Below are 13,572 nucleotides of genomic sequence, written 5' to 3' on the forward strand. Positions count from 1 at the left end.
CGCACACTCCAACACGATGCGCGAACGCTGAGCCAACGCCTGCGCGGTCGTACGCCGACGCACCCAGCCCTCCAACACAGCCCGTTGGGTATCAGTCACTGACAACGGCGGAATCTTCGGACCCGGACGACTCATACCGAACTAACGACAAACCTCCGACTCGGGTCACTAGGTTCTGTCCGGCGGATCTAGCGAAGCCGCCTTTTGAGCAGCCTCGATGCACCTGTGTGCAAGGGGTGTGCTGAGATGGGGCCCTTCGGCCAGGGAGGGAAGATGGACAGCAGCGCGCACGAAGGCTGTGGCCCGGTGCAGGCTCTCTCCCCTGATGATCACGTGTTCGTGTCCAAGCGGGTGTTCCGTGGGCAGCCGGTCATGCGGGTGCACCTCGATGAGGACGGAGACTGGCAGGCGTTTTCGGGTGCCGAACCACGCTGGTTCGGCCGCCCGCGGCTGCTTCACGCAGCTCACCTGCTGGAGCGCGATCCGTCGTTGGCCAGCCTGCCGGCCCTGCCACTGGGACACTTCGCGACCCGCGATGAGGCTTCCGGAACAACCTGGCAAGTGTTCCAGGGGTGACCAATCAGGAACGGAGCCAAAGCCGGACCGCAGCGGTGGTGACGGTGCCGTGGAAGACGTAGTCCCTCTTGTCGTAGCGAGTAGCGATCGCCCGGGAGTTCTTGAGTTAACTAGGAACGCCAGCGGGCGGCAGCCGCCTTCACCGGCGAGATGGAGTTTGCAGGTCAGGCCGCCCCGCGACCGTCCCGAACGCGGAATCCACCGAGAGGACGACCTCGCCCCTGGGGCCTGGTCTGGCTCTGCGGACCGACAAGTTCCCATCGTCTACCAAGCCACGCTCCACCCCGCCGCCATCCTCATCCGGGCACGAAGATGATCAGCAGGCGGGCCCGTCTAGACGGAAATGACTCACCCGCCGCCGCTGCCAGTGCGCGAAGATGACCTCATGGACGACCTCGTCACATTCCTTCGGGACCGCAACATGGCGGACAACCACGCCTATGCCGAGGTGGCCCACCGCTTCGGCGGCGAAGCCCTCCTCGACAGCCACCTGCCGATGCTCGACATGGTCGACATGCTGGCCAGGCCATATGAGGCAATGGATCCGGCGGATGCCCGCCACGCAGGTCTCGCGTACGCGCTCAACGTTCTGGCGCAGTCGTACGTCGAGCACCCCGGGTACCGTCAAGAGTGGCTTTCGTAGGACCCATCAAAGAGAGACTCCCTGGGCCGCGTCGGCGCTGGACCGGACGGTCGGGCAACGGAACTGACGTTCAGTGAGGGTGCGCCATTCTGCCAGCACGGACGGAGCCGTCCGTTTTTGGAGCCGGGACATGGCCCAGGGGCGTGGGGCCGAGGCTTGCCGATATCCAGGCGCGTTCAGGGGTGATCTGTGGAAGCCGCAGGGCGCTACCAGCCGTCGTCGTCCCCGGCTTCAGTAAGCCGGTCTCCCTCCGCGAGCCGCCGCATGTCCTCGTCGACGCGAGCTGACGCGAGTGAGTCGTCTTCGACACATCGGATCAGCGGTTCTGCTGGGCTGGAGAAGCGTGGCGTGGCGTCGTTGCCCTGAGGATCTTCGTGGGTCGGTGGCATCGTGTCGGGAGCGGCGGGGTCGACCCGTGTGGGTACGGGGGCGCATGTTCCGTGATGGTCGTCAGTACGCCCCGAACGACCAGAAAACGCCTGCCTCCTCGTCGTTCACCGCGACCACGCCCAGGTCCTCGAATATGTCGAGGCCGGCGATGTACTCGCGGGTGTGGAAACAGTGGGAGGCGGTGCCCTGGAGGCCATGGGTGAGGAAGTTCGGGGCCGGGTCGGAGGCGGCGGCCGTCGCGTTGGTCCAGTAGCGGGCACGGGACCCGTAGCGGTCGAGCAACAACCGGGCATCCGCCAGCAGGGCGTCCCGGTTGGGGCGGGAGCGGACGGGGGCAGGCTCCCCTTGCCATTCCTCCGCCATGATGGCCAGTGCGGCGACTGCCGCCTCTGCCTTCAAGGGGTACAGACGGGCCGACAACTCCGCCAGGTCCGGCGGGTCGAAGGGGTACGCAGGCACCGTCTGGCGGGCGGGGTTGATGCGGTCCCCGTCCAGCCGGATCCAGCCGCGGGGGTCGGCGACCGTCCGGTGCAGTACTGCATGGATGTCGTGCGTCCAGTCCTCGTGCCGTCGAGGACCGGTGGCCACGAAGGTGTACGTGTCGTCCAGCAGGCGCAGCGCCGCCGCGTTCCAGGGGCTGCGGCGCGAGCGGAACTGCGCCAGCAAGCCGCCGACTTCCCGGGAGAAGGCGTCCTTCGGCTCGCGCGGGATGCGCCGGAGTCGGTCGAGGGCCCAACGGACGAGCTCGCCCTCTTCTTCCGCCGGGAGGCCGAGCGGCTCCGGCGGGAGCGGGGCGTCCCTCGCGTCCCACAGTGCCTCCAGATGGGCTTCCAGCAGGTCCAGGGCCGCCCGGTCGGCAGGTGCAAACATCTCGCCACTTTAGGCCGTCGCCGTCAGGCGGCGCCGGCCCGGGGCGAGCGGTGCGATTCACTGCACCGGCCCGTCACCGCCGCGATTTCCTCAGCGTCGCCATTGCCGGGCGATGGTGGTGAGGGCGCCCCATGTACCTGAGAGAGCAGGCTCATTGCCCCACTCCCGAAACGCCCTCGCCTGGCCGAGCAGTACGCGCACCGTGTCATTCAGTGCTTGCTCAGCTCGGTCCGTTTCAGGAGCCGCCCACCCAAGACGGCGAGCGCCGCATGTCCACGAGCAGCGGCATTTCTGATCGGTGGGGGGTGACCCTACGTCTTTGGTGAAGCTGGTCGGGTGTGGGTTCTGGGCGTCCGTAACGATGAGTCCGCGCATGCTGATGATCAGGTCGGCGAGGGGGTCCCTGCGGAGCTCGCGGTCTTCCTGCGGGAGGCGGCCGACGGCCGGCCAGTCGGATGCCATATATCGCGCGGAGTGGCATCCGATCCAGGCGGTCAACGTCTACGGCACCAAGGTCAACCAGCGGTTCTCCAACGAGGAGGGTGGACGGGCCGGGTGACGCGGCCTCCTCGCAGGTCCCACCCGCGCTGCGCAGGGATCCCGTTGTCGCGTCCGGTCCGTGAACGACGCCCTCGGCACGTTCCGCAGCCGGCTGAGGCTCATTCAGGGCCGCCACGACACCTCACAACGCTACGACTCGGAGCGAAACCACAGGTCAAGGGCTGGTATCGATCCCTGGAGGACCATTGACCCGGCTGGTCTACCAAGAAGTAACCTCTGGTCGCGCCGCCCCCCACCGAGCCGATCACCTAGAGGTACGCCTTGAAGAAGTACGTGCTCGCCGCCCTCGCAAGCGCCCTGCTTGGGCTCACGTCCGCGGCTCCGGGTCACGCCGCCGGAACATCCACTTTCGGAGCGTCCAGCAACCCCATCCTGTTCGTCCACGGATACAGTTCGTCCGGCTCCTACTGGAACACCATGGCCGACGACTTCCGAGCCGACGGCTGGCCCTCGTCATACCTGGACCAGTGGAGCTACGACTGGCGCCAGTCCAACGCCACCACCGCCCAGCAACTGGCCGCCGAGGTGGACCGCCTGCTCGCGGCCACCGGCGCGTCCAAGGTCGACATCGTCAGCCACTCGATGGGCGGGCTCTCCAGTCGCTACTACGCCAAGAACCTGGGTGGCAGCGGAAAGATCGACGCCTGGGTCTCGCTGGCCGGTCCCAACCACGGCACCGACTGGGCCAATGGGTGCGCCTACACCTCCTGCCTCGAGATGCGCATCGGCTCCACCTTCCTCACGTCGCTGAACGCCGGTGACGAAACCCCGGGCAACCCGCGCTACGGCACCTGGTGGTCGCCCTGCGACACGATCATCAACCCCGACAGCAGCGTCTCCCTGAATGGCGCGAAGAACATCCAGACCGCCTGCCTCAGTCACACCGCCATCGGTTCGGATCCGACCGTCTACGGGCAGGTGCGCGACTTCAGTAACGCCTGACGCACCGCACAGGCGATACGAGAACAGTTGCTCAACGAGGGTCGCTCCGCGGTGGGCTGGGGAAAGCGATGGGCGGCCCGCGTGGGAGACGTCGAAGTCTCCCTCTTGCCCAGCGACGGCCGACGAGCCAAACCAAGCGTTCTGAGGGCACCTCAGGCACGATGGCGGCCATCTTGTTGTTCGCCCGGCAGGCTGAGAGCGCCCGCGGCGGCCTGCATCGATCTCCCTTGGCGCCCATTCCCTTTCATCGAAGCCGGGACGTGGCGGGGTGATCGGTCCGACGGACGGTCACGTCTCGGACGTGACCGTCCGCCGCAATGCCCACCGCGGCGACCAGGAGGTGCGCCGGCAGGCTGAACGATCAGCTATTCGCGCATGCGCGGATGAGGAGCTGGGCGGCGAGACGGGCCTGGGTGCGCCGGTGGGGCAGCGGGACGGTGGGGCCGGTTCCCGACTCGGCCCGGCCGGGGCGCCGAAGCGATCGAACGGCCGCGCGTGCGCAGAAAGACAGAGCTTGAGTGAGTGTCAGGTCCATCATGCCTGTTCGGAGGCGGTTTCGGTAGGACGCACGGCACGTCCGTCCGGCCTTGTGGCAGCCGGTACCGCGCCGCCAGACTCGTCGTCATCCACTCTTCGGCCAACGTGCCTGCAGCCTTCCTCGGTTGTCGGCACGTTCGCCGTGCTGTCTCGCCGTGTGACGTGCACCGGGCGGGGGTGGGGGGACGAAGGAGACCGATGGATCAGGACATGGTTGTGCTGGCGAGGGTCAGGCTGCTCAGTGCCAACCGGCGGGTGGTACGGGGTACGGAGGGGCTGTGGATCTACCGCCTTCTGACACAGGTCGATGTGGAGGCGTACGGCTCGAAGCTGGCGTACGTCCTGGTGGAGGAGAGCGCGTCGCCTCTGGTCAGGGAGTTGCCCGAGCGACGGCTGGCCCTGCTGGACGAGGCCGTGGAGGTGGCGAAGGCCCTCGGTACCTCCAACCCCTACCGGGCGAAGGTGCTGGCGAGGGCTCTGGCAGCCAGGCAGCGTGAGCGGGAGGGACGCCCTGCGGAGCCGCTCACGTCCGAGGGGCGGGAGCATCGGGCAGCCCATCAGCAGGAGCCACAACCACGCACCTGACCGCTGAGTAGGGCGTTGACGCCCGGACGTCGACGGAGGGGGGCCCAGTCCCGCTGTCTGGGCGGAACGGCGTCCTCGGATGTGCAGCTCGCAGCGTGGGTCCCGGCCAGGGGCGGGATCCACGCACGCGACGGCCTCTCAGCCGGGGTGCCGGGGCAGCGATCGTTCGGCGCCGTTCCGCAGCCCCGGTTCACCGGCCCGCGGCGGATTCGCGCCGGGGACCGAGCACGTCAGGGCGGCGACCTGAGCGGCGAACGAGCAGGCGTCGGTGATGCTGTCGAGGGTCAGTGTGTCGAGGCGGCCGCCGAGGTGTCCGAGGGCGGCGAGGCGGTGGAGGAGGCCCGCGGTGAAGGAGTCTCCGGCGCCGACGGTGTCGACGACGGTGACGGGGGGGAGCCGTGACGGTGACGCGCCGGCCGTCGAGGGACGCGAGGGCCCCGTTTCCGCCCAGGGTGATGACGACGAGGCGGGCGCCGGCCGCGTGCCAGGTGTCGCACGCTTCTTCCAGTCCCGTTCCCGGGGCGAGGATGGCACAGTCGTCCTCGCTGAGGCGGAGGATGTCCGCGGCCGCGCACCAGTGGGGCAGTCGTTCGCGGTAGGCGGAGGGTGGTACGAGCAGGGGACGCACATTGGGGTCGATGGAGATGGTGGCGTGCTCGCGCGCTTGAGCGAGGTGGGCCTGGATGCGGCCGCCGCCGGGCTGCCGTATCAGCGCGAGGGAGCCGGTGTGCAGACAGACGGCGTCGTCGTTCCGGGCCGCGGCGAGTTCGCTGTCGGTCCATTGCCAGTCGGCGGCGCGGTCGGCGTAGAACGTGTAGGTGGCTTGACCGGCCGTGTCGAGATCGGCGACGGCGATTGTGCTGGGTTCGGTGGCCGTGACACTGCCGGTGAGGTCGACGCCGGAGGCGCTGAGGCGGTTGCGGAAGAGCGTACCGAAGGCATCGTGGACCCGGGCCGGGGAGGTGGCCGCCAATTGGCGCGATCAGTTGGTCCCGACGACCGGACGTGACGACCCCGGTCACCCGACCCCGCCCTATTCGAAGAGGGACATCACCCCGAGTACCCAGAGCCACACGTGCCCCGCCACACCCACGAAAAGGCCGCCGCCCAGCACGACACCGCGGAACGTCCACACCTTGGCGTCCGGCGCGACCCACTCGCTCCCCTCGTAGGAGGCCGGGTCGTCCCAGTCGACCGGGCGCCCGAACCGCTCGGCGCAGGCGGTACGCACCGCGACCAGCTGTTCCTTGGCAAAGGCGGTGGCGGCCAGCGTCTCGGGCCCGCGCCAGGCAAGGGCCTTCATGCGCCGCGGGGGCGACTGGTACCGCGCCTCGAACGCGGCTGTCTCCTCCGCACTCCGGTCCTCCTCGAGGTACATCCAGCGCCCCGCCTGGGCCGCGTCCCCGTACAGCCGGTATACCTCGCCGAGCCGGCGGCGCAGCGTCAGATCGTAGGGGAACGACGAGACCAGCCCACGCAGCCGCTGCCGCGCCATCGGTACCCGCCCGGCGGCGAGATCGGCGTCGACTCGGGCGAGGGTGTGCAACTGAGACATGAACACATGATCGAGCACTCGAGCTCGAGGACTCGACCCGTTATACCGAGGCACCGCCGCTGTTCGGGGTGGGTGGTGCCGCTTTCCGGCTCGTGCGCAAGCCGAGCCCACAGCCGCGACTCCACCTCCGAGGCGACAACAGGATCACCATGGCCCACAGGACATCGGTTCGCCGACGTATCCGAAACAGGCACGCCCTCGTCCGTACGTCGGCCTTACCCCACGCAGTCGCTCCGCCCGCCCGGGTGGGGCTGGCCCTCGGGCGGGCGCAGTTGCTCGCTCTGGCTCCTCGCACGTCAATTCCGCCTGAGTGCAGGCCCGTTGGCGCCGTAGCGATATCCCGGCCGACCCTTGATCGGGATATCAGTCGGCCGCTCGCCGCTCCCACAGGGATGAGGGGGCCGAGCCCGTACGGCATGTCCTGCGCCTACTTCACCCCGTGCACCGCGATGCCCAGGACGAGCACGGCGACCGACAGCGCCAGGAAGAGGAGCGCCCCGCCGATACGGAGGTCGCCGACCCGCAGATGTGCGCCGAGCGCCCCGAGGAAGTACAGCACCAGCCCTATCCCGGCCGCCGTTCCGATCCACGGGACGGGGATCCCCGCGAGCAGTCCCGCCGAGCCCGCCGCCAGGCACGCACCCAACGGCCTCATCCATGCCTGGGGCACGCTCAACCGGTCCGCGATCGAGGCGATCGACGGGTGCCGGACGAAGTCCAGGTACGCGCCGTACGCGAGGCCGGTGGAGGTGAGCACGGCGAGGACGACGTAGACGGCGAACACGGAAGCCTCCATGGTGATGAGCCCGACGAGAGGGCGTTCGGCCCTGCTCACCACCCTCCCCGCGCCCGCGGTTGCGGGTCCAATACCTGCATCCATAACCTGACGGCATGGATGTGGACACCCGGTTGCTCCGCTACTTCGCCGCCGTCGCCCAGGAAGGCAACCTCACCCGGGCCGCGCAACGGCTGTTCATCTCCCAGCCGGCGCTCACCAAACAGATCCGGCAGCTGGAAACCCTCCTCGACGTCAGGCTCTTCACCCGCTCCCGGGCCGGTATGACCCTCACAGAGCCCGGCCGCGCCCTCGCCGCCGGCGTCCCCGGCCTGCTCGCCGACTGGGACCGCGTGCGCCGCGATTCCCCGGAGCGCGGCCTCGCGCGCCGCCCGCGTCCTGCGCGTCGGCTTCCTGGCCAGCGCCGCCAACGAGCTCACCCCGCGGATTACCGCTGCGTTCGCCGCCCGCCGGCCCGGCTGGCGCGTGGACATGCGCCAGGCGCCGTGGTCGGACCCCACCGCGGGTCTTGCCGCGGGGGACGTCGACGCCGCGCTGCTCCGGCTCCCCTTCCCCGGACAGGACGGCCTGCGGAGTGAAACGCTGCTGACCGAGGACCGGTGGGTCGTCCTGCCCGACGACCACCCCCTGGCCGGCCGTGCCGAGATCCCCTTCCCGGAGCTGTGGGACGAGCCCTTCGTCGCCGCCCCGCCCGAGACCGGCACCTGGCACGACTACTGGCTGGCCGTTGACGCCCGCGAGGGCCGGCCCGTCCGTATCGGAGCCGTCACCGAGAACCCGGACGACTGGCTCACCGCCATCGCCAACGGATACGGCATCGCCCTCGCCCCCGCGTCCGCCGCCCGTTTCTACCCGCGCCCCGGCATCGTCTACCGGCCCGTCACCGGCGTCGCCCCGACCAGCGTCGGCGTCGCCTGGCCGCCCGCCGCCGACACCGACCCCGTCGTCCAGGACTTCGTCCGCTGCTGCCTGGACCACCGCCCGCCCAGCGAGAAGGGCGGATGGGCCGGTGCTTCATGACGGTGAAGGATGCGGCAACCCGCAGGCCCATGCCTCACCGGGAAGCCCACCGGCGAGGGATGCGTGGGTCAGTTTCTGCCGTACTTGCGGTGATAAGCATCGTCGTTGTCGTAATTTCCGTCGTCATACTCATCAGGGTTGCCGTAGTCACGGTGCCACTCGTCGTCGTTGTCGTAGTTCCCGTCGTAGTAACCGCCATTGTCGCGAGGGGCTCGAGGGCGGCCACCTGCTGTGTTCGGGCCGTTGCCGGGCTCGGCGGTGTACGCGGGGGTGGTGGAGTCGAGAGGGCCCAGCTCCCGAGCAGGGGCACGGAGCCGGGGGTACGGTCCGCCGGGCCGTACTCCCGCTCCGCGTCCCTGCGGTCCGGTCAAACCCCCGGTCACTCGCCGTCCTGTCGGTTGTCGTCGCGGCCGGGACGTTCTGCCCGTCGGCCCAACCTGCGCCTGGCTTCGGTGACCGCCGTGACAAGGGTGAAGGCGGCGGTCGCGGCGCCCGCGAGGCTGCCGACCAGCTCGATGAGGGAGATCCACTGGCTCATGATCCGTGTCCTGTCCTGAGAGAAGGGGGGCCGGCCGGCACCGGTGACGGAACGAATCCTGCGCTTCGGCCGCCCCAGGACGGTGCGATGTGCTGTCCTGTCTGCGGCAGGCGTGACGGACAGGGGGCTGACCAGCGGTTCGGCGACGTCGACAGGAGCTGCCGTAGGACACCCGGTGGACACTTGCGGGAGCGGGGGAGAGGGCTCGATTGGCGACGGGGAAGCCGACCGACCGGAGCATGTGGCCCGAATCGGGGCCCGTACGGAATCTGCTCCTGTTTCTGGACAAGGTCCGTGAGGGAAACGGCCGCGAAGGCCTGCGCGGCATCGCCGAGCGCATGAATCTCAGCTCGCCATCGGCGGTCAACGAACTGCTTCGTGGTGCGCGCCTGCCCGTCGACCAGGCCCAGCTGACCAGTCTGATACGGGCTTTGGGCGGCGGCTCGGACGAAGTGGCCAAGGGGCAGGAGCTCTACCGAAAGGCCCGGAACGGCCGGGTCCGCCGCACCCGCCCGGCTGCGTCCCTCTACACCGATTACGTTCGCCAGATCGCCCCCGCCGAACTCCGCGACCGCACCGCGGAACTCGCCGAGCTGGCCGCCTTCGGTTCGGGCGGCCCGACCGAGAACGCCTACCTGTGGTGGCAGGCTCCCGCGTGGGCCGGCAAGTCCGCCTTGATGTCGTGGTTCGCGCTGAACCCACCGCCGAACACCGACGTCGTCTCGTTCTTCGTGACCGCCCGGTTCGCCAGCCACAACGACCGGTGGGCGTTCCTGGAGGCCGTCGCCGAACAGCTCGCCGCCCTAGGGGGAAGCCGGGTGCCTCTCCCGCCCCGGGAGCTGCGGGAGGCACACGTGACGAGGCTTCTGGACGCGGCCGCGGCGACCTGCCTGCGGCGCGGCCGCCGGCTCGTCCTCCTCGTGGACGGGTTGGACGAGGATCAGGGCGTGTCAGGCGGTCCCGGGACGTACAGCATCGCCGCCCTGTTGCCCGTGCGCGTGCCGAGGGGCCTTCGGGTCGTGGTCGCGGGCCGCCCGCACCCGCCGATCCCGCACGACGTGCCCGACGACCACCCGCTGCGCCAGGGCGGCGTGGTCCGGAACCTCGCGCTCTCCCGGCATGCCCAAGTGGTCCGCACCGCCGCGGAGCGCGATCTGAAACGCCTGTTGCACGGCGACTCCGCCGGCCAGGACCTCCTGGGGCTGGTCACGGCGGCCGGTGGCGGCCTGACCCGTGCTGACCTCGCCGAACTCACCGGCCTCCCCGGCTACGAGGTCGAGGACAGGCTGCACGCCGTGACGGGCCGAGCCTTCAGCACCCGCCCCGGACTGTGGCAGCAGGAAGCCACCGACCTCTACGCGCTCGCCCACGAAGAGCTCCAGGTCATGTCGAAGGCCGCGTTCGGCGCGGCCGGCCTCCTCCGCCACCGCCGGCGTCTGCAAGCCTGGGCCCAGACCTACCGGCAGCGCGACTGGCCCGCGGACACGCCCGAGTACCTGCTCACCGGCTACTACAGGATGCTGCGGGCAGCGGCCGGCGAAACCGGCACCGGCGCGGCAGAGGCGGAAGCCGACATGCTCCGCTGCGCCGCCGACGCCGCCCGCCACAACCGGCAGCTCGACCTCTCCGGCGGGGACGCTGCCGCGTTCGCCGAGATCGCCACGGCACAGGACTTCCTTCTCGGACAGGACCACCCCGACCTCACCCGGATGCTGCGCCTGTCCGTCCACCGCAACGAACTGGCGGAGCGCAACACCGCCATGCCCGACTGCCTGCCGGCCGCCTGGGCGGTACTGGGACAGCCCCACCGGGCCGAGGCGATCGCCCGCTCCGCTTCGGACAGGTTTCCACAGAGACGGGCCCTTCTCTTCCTGGTGGAAGGCCTCGCAGAGGCCGGTGATCCCACCGGCGCGGAAGAGATCGCCCGGGGCTTCTCCCGGCCCGAGGAACGCGATGAGGCGAGGGCCGCGCTCGCCCGCGGAACGGCGCGGGCCGGTGACGTGGAGCGGGCGGAACACGTGGCCGCCGGCATCGCTCACTCCGTCTACCGGGCCACCGCCCTGGCCGTGGTGGCCCGGGTGGCCGCTGCCGACGGGGAGAGGGGCCGAACCAAGGCCAAGGCCCTGGCCGATTCCATCGAGGAGACAGCCCTCGGGCTCCAGGACAGCCACCAGCGCGCACTCGTGTGGTGCGAACTGGCAGAGGTGCGTGCCTCGACCGGCGACGAAGCCCGGGTCCTGGCGGCCACCGCCGAAGCGGAACGAGCCGTCCGCGCCCAACCCCAGGAGACCGCCTGGCACATCGCCTACGCCCGGCTCGTACGAAGCTCCGCCGCCGCCGGCGATCTCTCCAGGGCGCTCCGTATCACTGGGGCGTTCGGACACTGGAAGTTCCGGCGCGAGGACATGCTGGCCGGACTGGCCAAAGGCCTCGCCGCCACTGGAGACTTCGAGGGCGCCCGGACAGTCGTGGACGCCATCGACCCACCAGCCCCGGCCGGTACGGACCCGTCCGAGGAAGAGTCGGAGGAGGTGAGCGCCTTGGAAGATGCTTTCAAGCAGGCAGCGGTGGCCGATGCGACCCTGGAACTCGCCGTCGCCCTCGCCGCCGCCGGCGATCACGACCAGGCTGAGAGCCTCGCCCGCGCCCTCCCCAGCCCCACCGCCCGCGCCGACGTACTGGCCTCGCTGGCCCGGGAACTCGCCCTCGTCGACCGAGCGAGGGCGACGTTACTGGCGAAGGAGGCCGAGAACGTGGCGCGGGGCGGCACGACCTCCAGCACCCAGGCCAGGGCCATGGCGGCGATGGTCCGAGGACTCGCCCGAACAGGGGACCACGAAGCCGCCGAAACCCTTGCCCATCGCGTCACCGACACGTACCAGCAACTCGCTGCCCTGGCCGTGGTGGCCCGGGAGCGACAAGACGCGGGAGAACTCGAAGGAGGCATCGCCCTCGCCCGCATGGCCGTCAGCCGGACCGGCGACATCACATCGACCCACTACCAAGGGGTCGCCCTGACCGCCCTCGCGAAGGTCCTGACCGACGCGGGCGACTGGATCAGTGCCGAGCTGGCAGTCCGGCAGATCGCCGACCACGAACAGCGGGCACTGGCAATGGTCACGTTGGCCAAGGCCGCGCTCCGGCCGAAAGCGGTGACCGGACAGGCCGCGGGAGCGACCTGCCGCACCGCCCTCCTCGCCGAGGACGCCGAACACCTGGCCCAGCGGGTCGAAGGAGGGGAGCAGCGGTGTCGGGTGCTGACTGCGCTGACCGACCTCGCGGCCACCCGTGGTGACGTCGCCCACGCCATGGCCCTGGCCCGTCGGACCGAGCGGCTCGCCCGCGCGATCGAGGACAATCCGCCGGACCAGCAGCTGGCGCGTCGTGCACGGGCGCTGGTGTCCCTCGGCAAGGTCCTGGCCGAGCACGGGATGTCCGACTGGGCCCGAGAGCTGGCCGGAGAAGCCGAAGAGCTCGCCCACGAGATCCACTTCATGATGAGCATGGCACTGGAACTGTCCTGTGCGGCGGAGCTGTACACAACCCTCGGTGACCACGACCGCGCGGATGCGGCCATCGCGGCGATCCCCGATCTCACGGAGCGTGCCAAGGCATGCGCTCAGGCCATCGGCCCTGCCGCTGCCGCGAAGGCCTCTTCCGCTCCGGGCGGGCCGGGGAATGAAAGCGGCCCCGATACCTGGGACCGGATGGCCGCGCTGGCCACCGCGGCGGAGACATTGATCGACCGAATTCACGCTCCGCACGACCGGGTGGAGGCACTCACGGAGCTCGCCGTTGCGTTGGGGAAGGCCGGCGCCAACGAACGGGCGTCTGCACGCGTCGCGGACGCTGAGCCACTGATCCGCTTCCTCGACCAAGAACTGGCCCAGGCGATCACCCTGGCGAGCCTCTCCGACGCCGCCACCCCGCCCCAGCGCGCACGCCTGCTCGCCCGGGCTCTGGCCGTCGGCCCGTGGGAGAACGTCCTGGACCGCCTGGCGAGTGTCGCCCCGGACGCCGTCCGCGCGGCAGCCGTCGAACTGTTCGGGGGACCGGAGCGGTGACCCGGGAGGCCCCGCCTGAAGAGGCGGCTCAGGAGGCGGTGAAGAGGGTCTCCTCCACCTCGTCGAGGACGAATCCGTTGTCGAGGCGGACGCGAACGGTGACGCTGGGCCTTTGCTGTTCGTACGCGGTCCACGCGGGTTCCAGGGAACCGACCTGGTCTTCGAGCTGCTTCCTGCTTCCCGGCGGCATGTGGGGACCGAAGTCGTCGAGGAGGGACTTGAGACGTACGTATTCGCGTACCTCATGGTTCTCCACCCGAGGCTGCCGCTCGACCCGTTCGACGGTGCCCTCGGTGCCCGCTGCCAGGGACAGCAGCCCGACGACCGGCATCGTTGCCGCCGGCGTGTCACCGGTCAGCGAGAGCGACCCGTGCAGTCCGAGGTCGGCCGCCAGCTTCACCCGCTGGCCGTCCTTGAGCGCCATCGGTCCCTCCATCTCTTCGGTCGGTTCCGGCCGGGGCAACCCGCGCGGGCGGCCCCGGCCGGATCCATTAT

10 protein-coding genes and 3 pseudogenes are annotated in these 13,572 nt (G+C 70.1%); 6 read left to right on the forward strand and 7 right to left on the reverse strand.

Going from position 1 to position 13,572, the window contains the following annotated elements:
- Positions 1 to 273 precede the first annotated feature (273 nt).
- The gene (locus ACZ68P_RS32950; RefSeq protein WP_471012676.1) at positions 274 to 576 is read left to right on the forward strand and encodes a hypothetical protein; all 303 of its coding nucleotides are present in this window, start codon (positions 274 to 276) and stop codon (positions 574 to 576) included.
- A gap of 4 nt (positions 577 to 580) precedes the next feature.
- Here ACZ68P_RS32950 and ACZ68P_RS32955 read toward each other — a convergent pair.
- A pseudogene (locus ACZ68P_RS32955) lies at positions 581 to 682 on the reverse strand (IS5/IS1182 family transposase); the annotation flags it as partial.
- 279 nt (positions 683 to 961) lie between these two features.
- Here ACZ68P_RS32955 and ACZ68P_RS32960 point away from each other — a divergent pair.
- Positions 962 to 1,219 carry a DUF6221 family protein gene (locus tag ACZ68P_RS32960; RefSeq protein ID WP_471012678.1) on the forward strand — a complete coding sequence of 86 codons (258 nt, stop codon included), beginning with the start codon at positions 962 to 964 and terminating at the stop codon, positions 1,217 to 1,219.
- Between the two features lie 450 nt (positions 1,220 to 1,669).
- Here the strand turns inward: ACZ68P_RS32960 and ACZ68P_RS32965 are convergent, their stop codons facing one another.
- Positions 1,670 to 2,479 (reverse strand): hypothetical protein, encoded by an 810-nt coding sequence (locus ACZ68P_RS32965; protein WP_471012680.1) that lies wholly within the window; start codon positions 2,477 to 2,479, stop codon positions 1,670 to 1,672.
- A gap of 822 nt (positions 2,480 to 3,301) precedes the next feature.
- On the opposite strand from ACZ68P_RS32965, the gene ACZ68P_RS32970 reads away from it, so the two are divergent.
- Both ACZ68P_RS32970 and ACZ68P_RS32975 read left to right on the forward strand, forming a co-directional pair.
- Positions 3,302 to 3,982 carry an esterase/lipase family protein gene (locus tag ACZ68P_RS32970; RefSeq protein ID WP_471012682.1) on the forward strand — a complete coding sequence of 227 codons (681 nt, stop codon included), beginning with the start codon at positions 3,302 to 3,304 and terminating at the stop codon, positions 3,980 to 3,982.
- Between the two features lie 735 nt (positions 3,983 to 4,717).
- Positions 4,718 to 5,104 (forward strand): hypothetical protein, encoded by a 387-nt coding sequence (locus ACZ68P_RS32975; protein WP_471012683.1) that lies wholly within the window; start codon positions 4,718 to 4,720, stop codon positions 5,102 to 5,104.
- 138 nt (positions 5,105 to 5,242) lie between these two features.
- On the opposite strand, the pseudogene ACZ68P_RS32980 reads toward ACZ68P_RS32975, so the two are convergent.
- The 3 genes and pseudogenes from ACZ68P_RS32980 to ACZ68P_RS32990 all read right to left on the reverse strand — a co-directional run.
- A pseudogene (locus tag ACZ68P_RS32980) lies at positions 5,243 to 6,047 on the reverse strand (carbohydrate kinase family protein); the annotation flags it as partial.
- Positions 6,048 to 6,137: 90 nt separating this feature from the next.
- On the reverse strand, positions 6,138 to 6,659 hold the full coding sequence (locus tag ACZ68P_RS32985) for a DUF6584 family protein (protein WP_471012685.1): 522 nt from the start codon (positions 6,657 to 6,659) through the stop codon (positions 6,138 to 6,140).
- Between the two features lie 427 nt (positions 6,660 to 7,086).
- Positions 7,087 to 7,494 (reverse strand): DoxX family protein, encoded by a 408-nt coding sequence (locus ACZ68P_RS32990; protein ID WP_471012687.1) that lies wholly within the window; start codon positions 7,492 to 7,494, stop codon positions 7,087 to 7,089.
- A 56-nt stretch (positions 7,495 to 7,550) separates the two neighbouring features.
- Between ACZ68P_RS32990 and ACZ68P_RS32995 the strand changes: the two are divergent.
- Positions 7,551 to 8,475, forward strand: a pseudogene (locus ACZ68P_RS32995) (LysR family transcriptional regulator).
- 379 nt (positions 8,476 to 8,854) lie between these two features.
- Here ACZ68P_RS32995 and ACZ68P_RS33000 read toward each other — a convergent pair.
- On the reverse strand, positions 8,855 to 9,013 hold the full coding sequence (locus tag ACZ68P_RS33000) for a hypothetical protein (RefSeq protein ID WP_471012689.1): 159 nt from the start codon (positions 9,011 to 9,013) through the stop codon (positions 8,855 to 8,857).
- 239 nt (positions 9,014 to 9,252) lie between these two features.
- On the opposite strand from ACZ68P_RS33000, the gene ACZ68P_RS33005 reads away from it, so the two are divergent.
- On the forward strand, positions 9,253 to 13,077 hold the full coding sequence (locus ACZ68P_RS33005; RefSeq protein ID WP_471012690.1) for a hypothetical protein: 3,825 nt from the start codon (positions 9,253 to 9,255) through the stop codon (positions 13,075 to 13,077).
- 28 nt (positions 13,078 to 13,105) lie between these two features.
- Here the strand turns inward: ACZ68P_RS33005 and ACZ68P_RS33010 are convergent, their stop codons facing one another.
- Entirely contained in the window at positions 13,106 to 13,501 is a 396-nt protein-coding gene (locus ACZ68P_RS33010) for a hypothetical protein (protein ID WP_471012692.1), read from the reverse strand.
- Positions 13,502 to 13,572: the final 71 nt, after the last annotated feature.

Source organism: Streptomyces sp. NPDC036822 (genome assembly GCF_055609145.1).

Excerpts from the sequence above, each read along its gene's own strand:
- ACZ68P_RS32950 (WP_471012676.1), top strand. The coding sequence starts at position 274 with ATGGACAGCAGCGCGCACGAAGGCTGTGGCCCGGTGCAGGCTCTCTCC.
- ACZ68P_RS32960 (WP_471012678.1), top strand. The coding sequence starts at position 962 with ATGGACGACCTCGTCACATTCCTTCGGGACCGCAACATGGCGGACAAC.
- ACZ68P_RS32965 (WP_471012680.1), bottom strand. The coding sequence starts at position 2,479 with ATGTTTGCACCTGCCGACCGGGCGGCCCTGGACCTGCTGGAAGCCCAT.
- ACZ68P_RS32975 (WP_471012683.1), top strand. The coding sequence starts at position 4,718 with ATGGATCAGGACATGGTTGTGCTGGCGAGGGTCAGGCTGCTCAGTGCC.
- ACZ68P_RS32985 (WP_471012685.1), bottom strand. The coding sequence starts at position 6,659 with ATGTCTCAGTTGCACACCCTCGCCCGAGTCGACGCCGATCTCGCCGCC.
- ACZ68P_RS33000 (WP_471012689.1), bottom strand. The coding sequence starts at position 9,013 with ATGAGCCAGTGGATCTCCCTCATCGAGCTGGTCGGCAGCCTCGCGGGC.
- ACZ68P_RS33005 (WP_471012690.1), top strand. The coding sequence starts at position 9,253 with ATGTGGCCCGAATCGGGGCCCGTACGGAATCTGCTCCTGTTTCTGGAC.
- ACZ68P_RS33010 (WP_471012692.1), bottom strand. The coding sequence starts at position 13,501 with ATGGCGCTCAAGGACGGCCAGCGGGTGAAGCTGGCGGCCGACCTCGGA.